This window comes from Micromonospora sp. ABR4_055 (assembly GCF_056160425.1).
This window is the reverse complement of record NZ_JBSWXD010000044.1, coordinates 1-16,293: the sequence shown is the minus strand read 5'-3', so window position 1 is coordinate 16,293 and position 16,293 is coordinate 1. Positions and strand designations below refer to the sequence as shown.

The window sequence follows — 16,293 nt, the reverse complement described above, 5'->3', positions numbered from 1 at the left end:
ACATCCCGGCGAACCACGACCACAGCAGAGGAAGTCTCACGTGCCGACAGAGCAGGGACGACGTGCGGACTCGGTGACCGGCTCGCCGCACCGAGAGTACTCCGACGCAATCATCGTGACGCAGGAGCCGACTAGTCGCCAGTTCAGCGGCGTCGACGATCGGATTGCCTACTGCCGAGGCCTCTTCCGGGCTGGCGGACCGCTGCACTACCTGGCGCATTGCAGTCCCGGATCCCGCGACTTCGACCTGTACTCACCTGGTGGGCCCGGCCAGGACGACGATCGACGTGTCGAGAACTGCCGCCGCGTGGCGAGGCGGCTGAGTTTTCAGTCAGGTCAGGTGATGCACGAGTGGTTACGGCCCCTCGGTCAGGGCGTGCCGCTGCGCACGGTGCTCCAGTCGGCCGGCGGAGCCTTCTACTGTGCCCGGGTAGTTCCCAATGTGCTGCTCGTCGCCGGGACCCTGAGTCTGGCCACCGACCAGGTTGCGTCACTGGCCCGGCAGCCTGCCATACAAGAGGCTGACAGCGCACTCTCACAGCTGGTCGATCAGATCAGAGCTAGTATTCGGCTGCCCCGGCAGAACCTGGGTGCCTGGGACACGAAACACTTCCGGGAGTCCGCGTTCGACCGCGACGCGGCCGACAGTCCGCGCCAACTGTCGGCGGGCGCGCGCCAGCCAGTGCCAGCCATCGGTTCCACGACGCGGCGGAACCTCGAGACGTCCGTCGCCCCCCGGCGAGACCTGGCGATCACCGGCGACCGTCATCACTGGGCCTTCAACGCCTGCGCAGCCGCCGTCGACGGCACCGGGCTGCACCTTGTCGCGTGCTTCAACGACAAGGCACAGCTGTTCTCGGTCGACGCGCTCGGTACGCCCGAGCTACGTGGAGTTGCCTACCACCACTCGCCCAGCCACCGACGCCAGCAGGTCAACGCGATGGGTCCCCCGACTGCCGCCTACCTCAGGGAGCTTGGCCGGACCGCCCGCCCTGCGATCGGTGGACCGGTCGTCCGCGCGGTACTCGATACGGACATCGGCGCGATCTACTACTACCGTCTGTCGGGACGGGAGTACGTCATCGGCCTGTGCCTCGATCAGGACCAGGTGGATATAGCCGACGATCACTTGACCGAGGTCGTCCTTGCGGTGAGCGGCCCGGCCGCTGCCGCCGTCCAGCCGCTTCGTTGAGGTGCCGCAGGCGTGACGCCGACCGATCACACGTCGCCGATCGTGCGTCGCGCCGCCGCCCGTACCCGTGCGCCAAGCCCTCCGAACACCTCCCGGATGTCGTCGAGATGCATTGGGTGCGGACCAGTCGCGGCAGCCGCTTCCGGCGGCAACGCCATGGATTCGGCAAGACGTTTGAGATGTTGCAACGACGCGTAGTCGAAGATCGCCTCGTAGGTGAGGCAGAGAACGTCCAGCCGTTCCAGGTCGCTGCTCGACGACGCGGCGTCGGCGCGGTCCACCGACACCCGCCGCATTCGCCATTCGACGACCGCCTGTCGGAAAGATTCGATCAGGGACTGCAGGAACACGGCCGTACCCAGCAGGCTGAAGCTGTCGGGATCGGCGGTCCACCCGTGGATGCGCTCCTGTGCGGATCTGATCGCCGTTGAGAGGCCCGGAGCTGCTCTGAATGCTTGGGTGAAGGCGTCTGGCAGTCCGTCACCGAGCCGTACGGCAGCGTCGATCGCCGACTCGAACAGTTCGTCGATCTCGCCCATCTCGTCCATCGGGCCGGGCTGGGTCGGCACAGGGACGGCCCGGCTCACTGACACTGCCCCGGTGAGCAGGCCAGCCACATCGGCGGAGATCTCGCTGAGGCGCTGGTTGGTCGTCCGCCGCATGTCACGGACCTGCTGCTCAAGCCGGTCGATCATGGTGTACGCGCCGGCTTGCTGGCGAACGAGCCGATCGACCCGGGTAACCATCAGCCGGACCGGGTCAGTCTCGCTCAACCGGTCACGCTGAAGCACATGCGCGATCCTGGCAACCACGGCGCTCGCCAAGGTTCGACGTTCGTACTCGATCGGCTCGGCCAGGACGACGTTGCGGACGTTCGAGGCCACGTCGGGTGCCAGGTAGCCGACCACCACCAGGATGATCTCGACGTCGACACCTTCTGATCGAGCGGCCGCAGCTCGGCGAGCGACCCGTTCGACGTCCGATTCCCGCATGATGCCCTCGGAGAGCAGGATGACGCAACTCGGCTCGCCGCCCTCGTTCAGCACGACGAGGTCGAGCAACGACCGGCCGTCGACGTCAAGCTGACGACGCCGCTCAAATCCGATGGCCTCGCGTTCGAGAGTCAGCATCACCTCACGCCGCACATCATCAATGGTGGCGAAGTCGAAATGATCCCGAGCCACCAATTGGACAAGCTCGATTCCTATCACCGTACGTTCGAGCTCGGCTCGGCGGTACAGATGATGGCAGAGCTTGATGAGCTGCCGTGGAACGCCGTGGGTCATGTCAACGAGGTACTGCACGGCATCGTCGAGGAACGGGGCTATGTCGCTGTCGCCTCGGGCCGCAAGATGGCTTTGCTCAATCAGCTCACGCGCCTCCTGCCCCGTAAGCGGAGTCATCCGGACGGCATGTCCCATCCGCTGCAGCACGTCTCCCTGCAGTTGCGGGGTAATCTCCACCAGACCGGTGATGATCAAGAATGCTCCGGACTCCTCCACCGCAGTCAGTAGATTTCGAAACTGCCCGACCACACCCGCATCTCGCTGATCCGCCGGATCAAGGACCCGGTCGAGCTCGTCCAGTACGACGACGAATCGCCGGCCACTGCGGCCGTGCAAGTTCAGGAGCGCGATGATCGCCGACATGGCAGCAGCTGAACTATCGATGTACTTCGACAGTCCGTGCTCCGTGACGAAGCCGTCCGACCGGTTGCCGATCAACCAGTCCCACGCTTGCACCGTGGTCCGCTCGTCGAGCAGCAACGTCATCGCCGTACCAAGGTCGTCATCGCCGGTTGCCTCGATCAGCCGGTCCTGCAACTGGGGCAGCAAAACGCTCTCCGGCAACCCGAGGTCGTCGACCACCGCCTGCGGCTCGATGACATGTCGCCGCAGGTCGTCAGCGATCTGCTGCGCATGTGGCACGTGGCTGAGCCCATCGGCGACCACCTCGGAGTAGTAGTCGCGCAGGAGGTCGACGATGTCCTCCCGATCGAGACGACCGACGAAGCGCTTGTACAGGTCGACCAACGAGCCGAACTGGGGCGCCTCAACGTACAGGGTGCGCACCGCCGAGTCACCCGATCGACGAGCCCGATGCAGCAGGGCCGCCGCAAGATGAGACTTGCCGGTGCCGTATTCACCCACCACAGTCAACAGGCGACCGGACAGCCCGACCCGCTCCGGAGGGACGGCCTGCGCCAGGAAGGCGTCAAGATAGCGGAACGCCTCCTCGACCGCACGGGTCGACACCGTCGGCAGGCCCTGGCCGACCTCCGAGACACGCGCAACAGCGGTTGGCGAGTACGGGTTGACCCCGACCGCCCGCGACTCTCCCGATGAGGCAATCATGGTCATCCATTCCTGGTGCCCCGGCCACGAGGCCGGTAGCCGTCGCGCCGGTCTACATAGTATCGATCGAAGTCGTGCTTACTGACTTCCTTGGCACCTGGGCGACGCCGAGCCTCGTCCCATAAATGAAAACACATCTTCTGGAGCTGCTTCAAGGACATCGAACGATGATCCTCCATCACCGCGTGCATAGTTTCTGCGGTAACTGTCGGAACCCGAGGATGATCACACATTTGCAGCCGCCCGTTAGCGAATGTCCACCCGTCCGTACCGGTCAGCATACCTACCTCGATCACAAGAACACCCTCCCTGGCTTCACCCCGGACTCGATCGCTCCAGTCCTTGATCTGCTGGGGATTATCGCTCTCCGCAAAAAGGATCATGCGCTCGCCGACAAGGTCGAGATAGTGGTTGATCGGGTGCATAGCCTGCAGCGAAAGCATCGATCTCTTCCACGTCGCGTCGTTGAACTGCGGTAGCACGATGATCGCGACTGCGTCCGCATCCTCGAGATCCCGCCCGAGTCGTGTGAAAGCCACCTTCCCCTGCATCGGTTGATCCCCTGGGTCCGACAGCCCTTCCAGCTGCCGGGACAGCCTGCTTCTGATCTTGTATGCCAGCAGGGCCAGATACTGGTCGAAATCGCCTCTGCGACCAACCATCTCGAGATCGAACGCCCGCTCTCTACTGAGGTCGGCCACCGGCGCGGCCATGATCCGGCCGCCGGAGGCGCCATCGAACTCCTGCTTCAAGTGGTGTACGCACCTGTGAATCAACGAGGTACGCCCGCAGCCCGTAGGCCCGGCCACCACCACCAACTGACCGAATCTGGTGAGGTGCGTCGACGGGTCCGGTAGATGGTTGACGAAGCTGCGGTACCCCTCCTCGGCTCTGTCCACTGGGAGGTAGTACGCCTCGTGTTCCCTGTCGTGCCACGGGCGCAGCGCACGGAGGGACTGACCCAGTACGGGGGGCAGTTCGAAGGGGTTCGGAATCTCCTCAGGCCTACCCGCATGAGCACTGCTGGTCTGTGTCATCACGATGCCCTCCCATCACGCCGCTGCTGTTGTCACCGTCGCAAGCCGATGACACCAGCAGCCCGCTCCGCCTCTCGAGCTGCCTGTTCGACCGCCGTTCGCAGATGCATGAGTCCGGTCCGCGCCTCCCGTACCCGAGGGCTGTCCGCCGATCGGTCCGGCCCGGACCACGAATCGCGCATCGACTCACAGAACGTCTCGACAGAATCACGGATCACCTCCATCGATGGGCCCAGGACCGCCGGCAGGGCATCGAGATGCAGCATCAGCCGGAGGCGGGGCTCGTCGAGGCTGGTCCCCTTCGGTTGTCTGGCGGAGGCATCCGCGTACCGGGTGAGAGACTCGTCGGCTGCCCGAATGAACTCGGCCACGGCCACCCGAAGCTGGGCGGCCTGCTGGCGCGCCTCAGTCCGCCGGTGGACGCCGGTCGTCAGCACACTGGTGAACAACGCGCTGATCAGAGCGGACACCAAGGTGAGTGCGCCACCGATCAGCAAGCCACGCATCTCGGAGGTCGGTCCGGCGCGTGCTGCGTCTGGATCGATGCTCAGCGCCGCGATCATGGTCGCACACGCCCGGTCAAAGTCGGCCGGCTGAGTGTCCCGCCATCGCGAGATCGCCACCTGCTGCCCATCTAGTACCACCCGGTCCCCGCTTGCCGACTCGACCAGGCCAAGCAACTCCGCAGCCTGACCGACCTGCTGCTGACGCGCGGGCGACAAGCAGACCAACGTCGACGCCTCCCGATCCAGTGGCTCGGCTGCCAGACTCCGCGCCGGATCGGCGATCACGATCGTCATCAGTACGAGGCAGGCGAGCAGCGACTGTATCCGACCAGTGTGGATCGCTCGCATACTGTGTCACTGTAGCGCTCTGATTCCCGTGTGACTGTCCCCCGACGGCACGAATACGGCTTCAGTCCGATAGCCGTCTCGGCGGGCACCTGAGGGCGACGAGGGCTCAACGGGGCTGGGCGGGAGTCCGGTACGCGAAACGGCCCGCCAGGGAGATCCCTGGCGGGCCGTTCACCGTGGTAGCGGGGACAGGATTTGAACCTGCGACCTCTGGGTTATGAGCCCAGCGAGCTACCGAACTGCTCCACCCCGCGGCGATGAGTTAACCCTAGCGCATACCGTCAGCCCGCCGCAAAACGACCCCCGTACTGACCGACTGGCCTCGGTGATCCCACCCTGATCCACCCACAAAAGCGGACAAGTCGGGATCACCGAGGCCGGTTCGGCGTCAGTCAGTTGACGTCAGCCGGTCGGTGACGGGTCGGCACTCGGTGACGGGTCGGTGGTCGACGGCTGGGCACCACCCACCCCGGCCGCCTGCTGCGCCGCCTGGAACGCCGTCATCGCGGCGTCCAGCCGGGCCAGTGCCTCGCCGTACCGCTGGAAGTCGCCGGCCGCCTGCGCGGCGCGGGCCTCGTCGATCGCGGCGCTGACCTCGGCGGCGGCCGCCTGCAGCTCCGGGGTCACCAGGCCGGGGTCGCCGGTGGCCGACGGGGTCGGGGTCGGGGTGCCGCCGGGCTCCTCGCCCTCACCTTCGCCTTCGCCCTCTGGCGGGGTCGTCGGCGCACCACCCGCCTCCGCCTGCTCGATCAGCTGCCGGATGCCGTCCTGCACGCTGTTGGCCAGCACCACGTACGAACCGCCGTCACCGTAGGAGAGCAGCACCCGCTGCAGCAGCGGATACGCGTTGGTCTGGTTGCTCTTCACGTAGACCGGCTCGACGTAGAGCATGCCGTTGCCGAACGGCAGCGACAGCAGGTTGCCGTACTGCACCTGCGCCTGGTTCGACGACAGCAGGTTCAGCTGCTGCCGGATGGCCGCGTTGTTGGTCATCCGCTGGTGCACCTGCACCGGGCCGGAGATCGCCGTCTGGTCGGGCAGCTCCAGCACCTGCAGCTGCGGCTGCCCGTCGACGTACGACCCGGAGATCAGCGCGGCCAGGTTCTGCCGGCCGGCCGGGGTCACCGCCGAGGTCAGCTGGAACCGTGGCTCGTCCTGCTCCGGCAGCTGGGTCATCAGGTAGTACGGCGGCTGCTTGACCCCGCTGTCCGGCGAGTCCGGGACGTTCGGCACCTCCCAGAAGTCCTGGCCCGAGAAGAACTCGGCCGGGTTCGTGACGTGGTAGCGGGCCAGCAGGTTGCGCTGCACCTTGAACAGGTCCGCCGGGTAGCGGAAGTGGGCGACCAGATCCGGCGGCGTCTCCGCCTTCGGGATGACCAGGTCGCCGCCGAACGCCGCGTTCCACGCCTTGAGCACCGGGTCGTTCTCGTCGAACTCGTACAGCCGGACGGTGCCGTCGTATGCGTCGACGGTGGCCTTGACCGAGTTGCGGATGTAGTTGACGTTCTCCCGGGCCAGCACGAAGGTGCCCTGGCCGGTCAGCTCGTCGGCGGTCTCCGCCTGCAGGTTCACCCGCTCCGAGTACGGGTACGTCGCCGAGGTGGTGTAGCCGTCGACGATCCACTGGATCCGGCCGTCGACCACCGCCGGGTACGGGTCGCCGTCCATGGTCAGGAACGGGGCGACCTTCTCCACCCGGTCCCGTGGGTTGCGGATGTACAGCAGCTTGGAGTTCTCGTTGACCGCCTCGGAGAGCAGGAAGTTGGTCTCCTGCTCGTTGATCGCGTACAGCAGTTTGCGGCCGAACGAACCGACCTCGACCCCGCCGGTGCCGGTGTAGGTGTAGTACTGCTCGCCGCCGCTGGAGGTGGGCCGGTCGAACTCGACGTTGCTGTCGCCGGGCGAACCGACGATGGCGTAGTCGGTGCCGTCCATCTGCTCGCCGTAGTAGATCCGCGGCTGCTCGACCGGGATCTCCTCAGTGGCCGAGGAGCACTGCTCCTGCGCCTGGTCGCCGAGGAAGCCGGAGACGAAGTACGGCTGCCCGCCGCAGACCACCTGGTTGGCCGGCGCGCCAACCATGCCGTACCCGTGGGTGAAGACGGTGTGCCGGTTGATCCAGTTGCTCTGCTGCTCGGTCAGCTCGCCGTAGTTGATCTCCCGCATGCCGACGACGTAGTCCTGGGTCTCGTCGTCGATGGTGTAGCGGTCGATGTCCAGCTTGGTGCCGAAGTCGTAGAAGCCACGCACCTGCTGCAGCTGGGTGTAGGTCTCGGAGACCAGCTGCGGGTCGAGCAGCCGGATGTTCGGCACCACCGCAGTGTCGGTGGCCAGGCTCTCCGGCGGCGTCAGGTTCGTCGCCGGATACGGCGTCTGCTGGCTGATGTCCAGCCCGAACGCTTCCCGGGTGGCGACGATGCCCCGTTCGATGAACGCCGCCTCCTTGTCCCGCAGGCTCGGGTTGACCTCGAAGGTCTGCACCGCCCACGGGTAGATGCCGCCGATCGCCACGGCGGAGATGCCCAGCAGCGCCAGCGAGATCCCCGGCCAGACCAGGTTGCGCATCACCGCGTTGGAGAACACGATGATCGCGATCGCCACCACGATCGAGATGTACGCCAGGATCTCCTTCGCCGGCAGCAGTGCGTTGATGTCGGCGTAGCCGGCGCCGTAGATGCGCGCCTGCTCGTTGTACTCCAGCAGCATGCCGCGCCGGTCCAGCACGTACGCAACCGCCTTGAGCAGTACGAAGACGGCGACCAGGGTGGTCAGGTGGGCCCGCGCGGCGGTGGTCATCCGGTCACCGATGCCCTGCAGCCGTACACCGCCGTAGAGGTAGTGCACGGCGAGCGCACCGATCACCGACAGCACCACCGCGGTGAACGCCAGGCCGAGCAGGTAGCGCAGGAACGGGTACTCGAAGACGTAGAAGCCGATGTCGATGCCGAACTCCGGGTCGGTGACGCCGAACTCCTGGGAGTTGCGGAACAGCAGCCACTGGCTCCACCGGTTCTGCGCGGACAGCCCGGCGAAGACACCGACCAGCGCCGCGGCCACGGCGATCCAGATGCCGATCCGGGGGCTGAGCAGCATCCGGTAGCGCTCCAGGCTGACCTGTTCCGGCGAGTGCGGTCGCAGCGCCGGCCGCAGCCGGTACGCCAGCCACAGATTGGCCGCGACCACCAGTGCCATGGCCAGGCCGACCGCCGCGAACAGCAGCAGTCGGGTGAACAGCACGCCGGTGAAGACCTGGGTGTAGTCGACCTCCTCGAACCACAACCAGTCGGTCCATGCGTTCACCCCCCAGCCGAGCAGGGTGAACAGAAGGAAGATCCCGATGAGTACGCCGACGGTGACCCGGCCACGTCGGCTCATTCCGGGCATTGGGCTGCTACGCATGACCACGACTAGGTACTCCGCACGTTGGTGTGATCCGCTGGGCGATCAGGCACCAAGACTACGGGGTGTGTCCACCTCAAGGCCGGTTGAGGTGCACCTGACCGGGGTGTCAGTCGCTGCCGCAGAGCGTCGGCTTCTCGCCGGTACGCAGCCGGGCCAGCGCGTCGAGCGCCTCGTCGAGGGTGGCCACCCGCAGCAGCGGCAGGTCGGGTACGGCGTTCGCGACCGCTTCGGCGCAGTTGGCCTGCGGCACGAGGAAGGCGACCGCACCCGCTTCCTTGGCCCCGACCAGCTTCTGCGGGATACCACCGATCGCGCCGACGCTGCCCTCGTTGTCGATGGTCCCGGTCCCCGCGATGATCTTGCCGCCGGTGAGGTCCTCGGGTTCGAGCTTGTCGATGATGCCCAGGGCGAACATCAGCCCGGCGCTCGGCCCGCCGATCTCGTCGAGATCGATGGTCAGCTCGAACGGCCGGGGCTGCTCCTCGGTGATCTCGATGCCGATCCGGGGTGGGCCGCCGTCACTGGCCCGGGTGGTGATCTCGGCGGTGGCCGACCGGCCGTCGCGGGTGTAGCCGATGGTCAGCGTGCTGCCTTCCGGCTCGGCCCGGATCAGCTCGGTCAGCTGCGTCGCCGAACTGACCGGCGTGCCGTCGACCGAGGTGATCACGTCGTCGACATCGAGCAGCCCGACCGACGCCCCGTCCGGGGTGACCGCCCTCACCAGCACCTGCACCGGGTAGCCGAGCTGGCGCAGCGCCGCGGTCTCGGCGCTGGTCTGCGACGCCGCGAAGTCCTCGGCGTTGCGCTCCTCGACCTCTTCCTGGGTCTGCCCCGGCGGGTAGATCACCTCGTACGGCACTACCGCCTCGGAGTCGCTCAGCCAGCCGGCGATCGCCTCCCGCAGCCCCACGTTCGGGCGTACGCCGACGGTGGTGAGCCGTAGCTGCCCGGCCGAGGTCGAGGTGTCGGTCCCGGTGATCTGGATGACGTCCTCGCCGTCGTCGGTGCCGAGCGTGTCGACCGTCGGGCCGGGGCCGAGCACCACGTACGGGACCGGTGCGGCGAGCACGGCGTAGGCGAGCAGTGCGGTGAGCAGCGCGCCGAGGATGACCGTGACACCGCGACGTCTCATGCGCCTGAGCGTACCGACTGCGCTCACGACCGCGACGCGGACCGCGTACCGACGCAAACCGCGCAGCCGGGCGGTGACGTCGCGCCTGCGACACGGCGCTTCGCGCTGAGCGGAACGCACCGGCGGCGTTGCAGCCGCTGGCCCGCGTACCGTGGAGGGCGTGCCTGATACTCCGTTCGGCTTCCAGCTCCCCGGCGGCCAGCCTCCGGACCCCAACGACCCCCGGCAGATGCAGCAGTTCATGGCGCAGCTGCAGCAGCTGCTCGCCGCTCCGGGCAGCGGCCCGGTGAACTGGGACCTGGCCCGGCAGGTGGCGGCCAGCCAACTCGCCGCCGAGGGTGACCCGTCGGTCAACCCGCACGAGTGGCACACCGTCGAGGAGTCGCTGCGCGTCGCCGACCTGTGGCTGGAGTCGTCGTCGACGTTCCCGTCCGGGACCCGCACGTCGGCGGCGTGGAACCGCAACGAGTGGATCTACCGGACGCTCGACGTGTGGCGCAAGCTCTGCGACCCGGTGGCCGGTCGGATGGTCGGCGCGATGGGCGACCTCGTTCCGCCGGAGGCCCGCAGCCAACTCGGCCCGATGCACGCCATGATGACCACTCTCGGCGGGGCCCTGTTCGGCGGTCAGCTCGGCCAGGCGCTCGGCTCGCTCGCCACCGAGGTGCTGTCGGCCAGCGACATCGGGCTGCCACTCGGCCCGGCCGGCACCGCCGCGCTGCTGCCCGCGAACATCCGGGCGTACGGGTCCGGCCTGGAGCTGCCCGAGGAGGAGGTGCGGCTGTACGTGGCGCTGCGCGAGGCGGCCCACCAGCGCCTCTTCGAGCATGTGTCGTGGTTGCGGGGGCACGTGCTGGCCGCGGTGGAGACCTACGCGTCCGGGATCACCGTCAACCGGGAGGCGATCGAGGACGCCCTCGGCCGGGTCGACCCGATGAATCCGGAGTCGATGCAGGAGATTGCCATGGAGGGGATCTTCACTCCGGAGGACACCCCCGCCCAGCAGGCGTCGTTGGCCCGGATCGAGACGGTTCTCGCGCTCATCGAGGGCTGGGTGTGTCACGTCGTCGACAGCGCCGCCGGGGACCGGCTGCCGAACGTCGTGAAGCTGGCCGAGGCGTTCCGGCGTCGGCGGGCGGCCGGCGGGCCGGCGGAGCAGACCTTTGCCGCCCTGGTCGGGCTGGAGTTGCGGCCCCGCCGGCTGCGCGAGGCGGCCGCGCTGTGGGCCGCGCTGGACACCCATCGTGGGGTCGACGGCCGGGACGCGTTGTGGAGCCACCCCGATCTGCTGCCGTCGGACGACGACTTCGCCGACCCGGAGGCGTTCGCCCAGGCGAAGACCGATTTCGACCTCGGTGACATCGACTTCGGCGGCGACCCGCCGGAGCAGCCGGAGCAGCCGGATCCGCCGCAGCCGCCGGCCGACGGACCCCGCTGACCGATAGGCCCCGGGTTCAGCCGGGGGTCAGCAGCGCGCGGGTGGTCTCCCAGCCTTCGATGGCCGGGTTCAGGGCAGCCAGGTCCGCCGGGCCCCGCAACCGACGCCAGGACGGCGTCACCGCCACCTGTTCCGGGTGCGGCGCCGCCGCCCGGACGGCCTGCGGATCGGCGGCGAGGTTCAGCGGCGGCAGCCAGTCCGGAGCTGGCAGTTGGGCCGCCACGCCGAGCAGTCCCCCGCCGTCGCCGCCGGCCGGAGCCACCGCCACCGGCCGGGTGGTGATCGGTCGCAGCAGCTTGCCGATCAGCAGGCCGGGCAGGTCCGGCGCGTCGGCGGCGAGCACCGCCGCCTGGTCGTAGCCGTGTGCCGCGACGGCGGCCAGCGCCGCGTTGACCGAGAGCTCCGGCAGCGGATGGATCGGCATGTCGGGCCAGGCGATCGACCTGGCCAACGGCAGGTCCGCTTCGCTCGCGGCGATCGCCGGTTCCACCTGGCTCAGGGTGGCGAGCAGGTCGACCATGTCCTCGGCCAGGGCGGCCCGCCAGGCGGCGGGATCGGTGCCGGGTGGCGACCAGTCGACCAGGTCGAGAAGAATGACCACGGCACGGCGCATCTGACCCACTCTAGCGGCGGCGTACCCGGCAGGTCCGGGGCGTACCCGGGGTGGTCGGCGTAGTCGGTGCACCCGGCAGGTCGGTCAGTCGGCCAGGACGAAGCCGCTGGCCGCCGCCACCCCTTCCAGGTAGCCACGGGCACGTTCCGCCTTGGGGTAGCGGCCGACGAGCTCCCAGAACCGGGCGTTGTGGCTCGGCACGACCAGGTGCGCCAACTCGTGCAGCAGGACGTAGTCGATGACCCAGTCCGGCATCTCCTGGATCCGGTGGGATATCCGGATAGTCCGGTCCGCCGGGGTGCACGACCCCCAGCGGCTGTTCTGGTTGGTCACCCACCGGACGCTCGTCGGGGCCACCACTCGGGCATGATCCGGCAGGTACCGGTCGACCAGCCGGCGGGCCCGGCCGACCAGCTCGCTGTCCGATCGACGGAGGCGTTCCTCCCGGGCCGCCAGCCGGGCGAGCATCCGGTCCACCCACTCGGTCTCCTCGGCCCGCGAGAACTGGTCCGGGATGAGAATGACGACGCGTTCGCCCTCCCGGTACGCGGACACCGTCCGGCGTCGGCGCTGGCTGCGCCGTACCTCGACGACCGGCTTACGCGCCCCTGCCATCAGCGGCCCGCGCAGCCCCGGGTTTCGCTCACGATGGCACGCTAATCCGTACTGACCAGGGGAACGCAAGAGGCAACACGGCGCAGCCAGGGTGAATCACCCCTTTTGGGGCCGATTGTCGCGAAAAAAGTTACCCACTCGACCGCCGTACGTCGCGCCCGAGCCGCCCAGGATCACCGTAGGCGATCGCGAAGAAGTTTTCACCTCCACCCCCCGGCCGGTGACCACCTGCGGATCTTCTCCCGGCGTGTCACTGCGAATCTGACTTATCCGATCTATTGCGGCATGCACACTCTCGACGTCGACTTACTCACAGTGTCGGTGAATTGTTGACATGGAACCGCCCAGTCCTGGGTAGGGTCCGCGGACCGGCGGTCAACAGTGGCCGCGGAGAAATCCCAGCGCGCGGCGCCACCGGTGGTGGCCGCGAGCGGGTGCACGCCGGGTCTGCAACCACCCGGCGAGGAGACGAGGAGGGGCACCGTGGCCGACCAGGCCCAGACCTACAACGGTTACTGCGTGAAGTGCAAGGAGAAGCGCGACTTCGAAGGCACCGTCGCAGTGTCGAAGACCGGCATGAACATGGCCAAGGGCAAGTGCCCGGTCTGCGGCACAACAGTCAACCGGATCTTGGGTAAAGCCAAGGTCTGACTCGCGGCGCTGGGGGGGGGGGGGGGGGGGGGGGGGGGGGGGGGGGGGGGGGGGGGGGGGGGGGGGAGGGGAGGAAAAGGAAGGGGAGAGGGAAGTGAGGGAGGGGTGAGGGGGGGGGGGGGGGGGGGGAGGGAAAAGGAGGGGGGGGTGGGGGGGGGAAGAGGGGGTTGTGGTTCGGGTGGGTGGGGGGGGGGGCTCTTTCCCCCCCCCCCCCCCCCACGCACGGCCATCGCAAACCACAACCACCAACAGCCGGTCGTACGCCACTACACGCTGCGTCATGTCCGAGCCGCGACACCCCACCGACCGGGCTGTGGAAAACTCCCCGGAACCTGTGGATAACCGAGGATGTGCGGGGCACAGGCTGTGGATAACGAGCCAACGAGCGTTCCGTTACGGTGACAGCCTGTTGTCCATGCCCACCAATCCCCTGCTCAGGCCGACTCTGTTGCCCGGCCTGGCCCGCCTCTGGCGGGACCGCGACACTCTGCAGCTCGGCTCGGACCCGGCGCACGCCGTACTGCTCGACCTCACCGACCCGGCACTGTCCCGGCTGCTCGACCTCCTCGACGGCAGCCGGTCGACCCGCGCCGTAGTGGACCACGCCGTCCGGCTCGGCGTCCCGGCCGACCAGGCCCGGCACCTGCTGGACATGCTGATCGCCCGAGGCCTGATCGTCGGCGCGCACACCCTGCTGCCAGCGAACCTGCCGGAGCACGCCCGGCACCGGTTGACCGCCGAGGCGACCGCCCTGGCGCTGCGCCGCGACGAACTTCCCGGCACCCCGGCGCAGATCCTGCGGCGGCGCGCCGCCGCCCGGATCGTGCTGACCGGCCGGGGTCGGCTGGCCCGGCCGCTGGCCGTCGCGGTGGCCGAGGCGGGGATCGGCCACGTCGCCATCGACCTGGCCGATACGCGCGAAGCCCGGGAAGCCGTCGCCGCCGCCGTCAGCCAGGCGGTTCCCGGGGTCGAGACCCGCCCGGTACGGCCCGGCCAGGCCACCCTGACGGTGCTGCTCGGCGCCGACCGGCCAGCCAACCTGCTCGCCGCGAGCTACGCCCGGCACCGGCAGGCCCACCTGCTGGTCGACATCCGGGACCGGACGCCGGTGGTCGGCCCGCTCGTGCCGACGACCGGCACACCGTGCCTCAACTGCCTGGACCTGCACCGCCAGGACCGGGATCCGGGCTGGCCGCAGCTGGCGTCGCAACTGTGCGCGATCGGCCCGGCGACGATCTGCGACTCGGCGACCCTGCTGGCGGCGGTGAGCGTCGGGACGGCCGAGATCCTGGCGTTCGTCGACGGTGGGAGCCCGGAGACGATCGGGGCGGCGCTCGAGGTGCACGCCCCGGCCCGGCTGCGACGCCGGGCCTGGCCTGCCCACCAGGGCTGCCACTGCCACCGTCGCCGCCCGCGCCGCTGCACACCGGGGCGGAGCCCTGCCGATGGGATGGGCCACGCTCCGGGGGCCGGTGGCATGAGCCACGCTCAGCCAGGGGTCACGGTCCGCGATCGTCGGTAACAATGGCCAGGTGACCGAAATCCCTCGCTGGGCCGTGTCCAGGACCGCCAAACTCGCCGCGCTGCCGATCGGCTTCGCCGGCCGCACCGTCCTGGGGCTGGGCAAGCGGGTCACCGGGCTCGCCTCCGACGTGATCTCCACCGAGATCCAGGAACGCACCGCCGAGCAGCTGTTCAGCGTGCTCGGACAGCTCAAGGGTGGTGCGATGAAGGCGGGACAGGCGCTGTCGGTGTTCGAGGCGGCGCTGCCGGAGGAGCTCGCCGCTCCGTACCGCCAAGCCTTGACCAAGCTGCAGGAGGCCGCCCCGCCGTTGCCCGCCGGGTCGGTGCACAAGGTGCTGGCCGAGCAGCTCGGCGCCGACTGGCGGGAACGGTTCGTCGAATTCAACGACCGGCCGGCCGCCGCGGCCAGCATCGGCCAGGTGCACCGGGCGGTGTGGCGCGACGGCTCCGCAGCTGGCCGGCCGGTGGCGGTCAAGGTGCAGTATCCGGGGGCCGGCGACGCCCTGCTCGCTGACTTCAAGCAGTTGTCCCGGCTGAGCACCATGTTCCGGGCGATCCAGCCTGGGCTGGACATCAAGCCGCTGCTCAACGAGCTGCGGAACCGGCTGGCCGAGGAGCTGGACTACGAGCTGGAGGCCGAGTCGCAGCGGGCGTTCGCCACCGCGTACGCCGGCGACGACCAGATCATGGTGCCGGCGGTGCTCGCCGCCGCGCCCCGGGTGCTGGTCACCGAGTGGATCGACGGCATCCCGCTTTCGAAGATCGTTTCTTCCGGTACGGCGGACCAACGCGACCGGGCCGGGCTGCTGATGGCGGTGCTGCATTTCTCCGCGCCGGCCCGCGCCGGGCTGCTGCACGCCGACCCGCATCCGGGCAACTTCCGGCTGCTCGACGACGGCCGGCTCGGCGTGGTCGACTTCGGTGCCGTGGCCCGACTGCCCGGCGGGCATCCCGAGCCGATCGGCCGGCTGGTCCGGCTGACGCTCGACGGGGACGCCGACGCGGTGGTGGCCGGGCTGCGCGACGAGGGCTTCATCAAACCGGACGACCCGATCGACGCCCCAGCGGTGCTCGACTTCCTGCTGCCGATGCTGGCGCCGCTGGCGGCCGAGGAGTTCCAGTTCACCCGGCAGTGGCTGCGCGACGAGGCGGCCCGGCTGGCCAACCCGAAGTCGCCGGCTTACCAGCTGAGCCGACACCTCAACCTGCCGCCGGCCTACCTGTTGATCCACCGGGTGACGCTCGGCTCGATCGGGGTGCTCAGCCAACTGGAGGCCCGGGCCCGGTACCGGGACGTGGTGCGGCGCTGGCTGCCGGGTTTCGCCCCGACCGGCTGACCCGCACGCACGGGTGGTGGGGTAGTGGGGGGGGGGAGGGGGTGGGGGGGGGGGGGGGGGGGGGGGGGGGGGGAAGGGAGGGGGGGGGGGAGAGGAGGGGGGGGGGGGGGGGGGGGGGAGGGGGGGGGGGGGGGGGGGGGGGGG

13 protein-coding genes and 1 tRNA gene are annotated in these 16,293 nt (G+C 69.0%); 5 read left to right on the top strand and 9 right to left on the bottom strand.

Annotated elements, in window-relative coordinates:
* Positions 1 to 73: 73 nt before the first annotated feature.
* The gene (locus ACXAHD_RS12985) at positions 74 to 1,192 is read left to right on the top strand and encodes a hypothetical protein (RefSeq protein ID WP_475050791.1); all 1,119 of its coding nucleotides are present in this window, start codon (positions 74 to 76) and stop codon (positions 1,190 to 1,192) included.
* A 26-nt stretch (positions 1,193 to 1,218) separates the two neighbouring features.
* Here ACXAHD_RS12985 and ACXAHD_RS12980 read toward each other — a convergent pair whose 3' ends face one another.
* The 6 genes from ACXAHD_RS12980 to ACXAHD_RS12955 form a co-directional block, all read right to left on the bottom strand.
* A complete protein-coding gene (locus ACXAHD_RS12980; protein WP_475050785.1) occupies positions 1,219 to 3,552 on the bottom strand; it encodes an AAA family ATPase in 2,334 nt (777 codons plus the stop codon).
* Positions 3,549 to 4,298: a hypothetical protein gene (locus tag ACXAHD_RS12975; RefSeq protein ID WP_281553406.1), complete on the bottom strand. Its 750-nt coding sequence runs from the start codon at positions 4,296 to 4,298 to the stop codon at positions 3,549 to 3,551. Before ACXAHD_RS12975 ends, ACXAHD_RS12980 begins: the two co-directional genes overlap by 4 nt.
* A 317-nt stretch (positions 4,299 to 4,615) precedes the next feature.
* Positions 4,616 to 5,383 carry a hypothetical protein gene (locus ACXAHD_RS12970; protein WP_281553405.1) on the bottom strand — a complete coding sequence of 256 codons (768 nt, stop codon included), beginning with the start codon at positions 5,381 to 5,383 and terminating at the stop codon, positions 4,616 to 4,618.
* 231 nt (positions 5,384 to 5,614) lie between these two features.
* Positions 5,615 to 5,691, bottom strand: a tRNA-Met gene (locus ACXAHD_RS12965).
* A 148-nt stretch (positions 5,692 to 5,839) separates the two neighbouring features.
* Positions 5,840 to 8,842 (bottom strand): UPF0182 family membrane protein, encoded by a 3,003-nt coding sequence (locus ACXAHD_RS12960; protein WP_281553404.1) that lies wholly within the window; start codon positions 8,840 to 8,842, stop codon positions 5,840 to 5,842.
* 103 nt (positions 8,843 to 8,945) lie between these two features.
* Complete coding sequence (locus ACXAHD_RS12955) at positions 8,946 to 9,971, bottom strand: YlbL family protein (protein WP_281553403.1); 1,026 nt, start codon at positions 9,969 to 9,971, stop codon at positions 8,946 to 8,948.
* Between the two features lie 160 nt (positions 9,972 to 10,131).
* Between ACXAHD_RS12955 and ACXAHD_RS12950 the strand changes: the two genes are divergently transcribed.
* Entirely contained in the window at positions 10,132 to 11,409 is a 1,278-nt protein-coding gene (locus tag ACXAHD_RS12950) for a zinc-dependent metalloprotease (RefSeq protein ID WP_289212242.1), read from the top strand.
* A 16-nt stretch (positions 11,410 to 11,425) separates the two neighbouring features.
* Here the strand turns inward: ACXAHD_RS12950 and ACXAHD_RS12945 are convergent, their stop codons facing one another.
* Both ACXAHD_RS12945 and ACXAHD_RS12940 read right to left on the bottom strand, forming a co-directional pair.
* A complete protein-coding gene (locus ACXAHD_RS12945) occupies positions 11,426 to 12,022 on the bottom strand; it encodes a hypothetical protein (protein ID WP_281553401.1) in 597 nt (198 codons plus the stop codon).
* Between the two features lie 84 nt (positions 12,023 to 12,106).
* Complete coding sequence (locus ACXAHD_RS12940; RefSeq protein ID WP_281553400.1) at positions 12,107 to 12,637, bottom strand: M48 metallopeptidase family protein; 531 nt, start codon at positions 12,635 to 12,637, stop codon at positions 12,107 to 12,109.
* Between the two features lie 483 nt (positions 12,638 to 13,120).
* On the opposite strand from ACXAHD_RS12940, the gene ACXAHD_RS12935 reads away from it, so the two are divergent.
* Positions 13,121 to 13,288 carry a DUF5679 domain-containing protein gene (locus ACXAHD_RS12935; protein WP_281553399.1) on the top strand — a complete coding sequence of 56 codons (168 nt, stop codon included), beginning with the start codon at positions 13,121 to 13,123 and terminating at the stop codon, positions 13,286 to 13,288.
* On the opposite strand, the gene ACXAHD_RS12930 is transcribed toward ACXAHD_RS12935, so the two are convergent.
* Positions 13,257 to 13,523: a hypothetical protein gene (locus ACXAHD_RS12930; protein ID WP_475050773.1), complete on the bottom strand. Its 267-nt coding sequence runs from the start codon at positions 13,521 to 13,523 to the stop codon at positions 13,257 to 13,259. The two genes, ACXAHD_RS12935 and ACXAHD_RS12930, sit on opposite strands and share 32 nt — an antisense overlap.
* Before the next feature lie 180 nt (positions 13,524 to 13,703).
* Between ACXAHD_RS12930 and ACXAHD_RS12925 the strand changes: the two genes are divergently transcribed.
* Both ACXAHD_RS12925 and ACXAHD_RS12920 read left to right on the top strand, forming a co-directional pair.
* Positions 13,704 to 14,810 (top strand): hypothetical protein, encoded by a 1,107-nt coding sequence (locus ACXAHD_RS12925; protein WP_281553398.1) that lies wholly within the window; start codon positions 13,704 to 13,706, stop codon positions 14,808 to 14,810.
* A gap of 10 nt (positions 14,811 to 14,820) precedes the next feature.
* Positions 14,821 to 16,149: an ABC1 kinase family protein gene (locus ACXAHD_RS12920; protein ID WP_475050771.1), complete on the top strand. Its 1,329-nt coding sequence runs from the start codon at positions 14,821 to 14,823 to the stop codon at positions 16,147 to 16,149.
* The last annotated feature ends 144 nt before the right edge of the window (positions 16,150 to 16,293 follow it).

Coding starts and splice junctions, on each gene's coding strand:
- ACXAHD_RS12955 (WP_281553403.1), bottom strand. CDS start 9,971: ATGAGACGTCGCGGTGTCACGGTCATCCTCGGCGCGCTGCTCACCGCA.
- ACXAHD_RS12980 (WP_475050785.1), bottom strand. CDS start 3,552: ATGACCATGATTGCCTCATCGGGAGAGTCGCGGGCGGTCGGGGTCAAC.
- ACXAHD_RS12925 (WP_281553398.1), top strand. CDS start 13,704: ATGCCCACCAATCCCCTGCTCAGGCCGACTCTGTTGCCCGGCCTGGCC.
- ACXAHD_RS12945 (WP_281553401.1), bottom strand. CDS start 12,022: ATGCGCCGTGCCGTGGTCATTCTTCTCGACCTGGTCGACTGGTCGCCA.
- ACXAHD_RS12970 (WP_281553405.1), bottom strand. CDS start 5,383: ATGACGATCGTGATCGCCGATCCGGCGCGGAGTCTGGCAGCCGAGCCA.
- ACXAHD_RS12940 (WP_281553400.1), bottom strand. CDS start 12,637: ATGGCAGGGGCGCGTAAGCCGGTCGTCGAGGTACGGCGCAGCCAGCGC.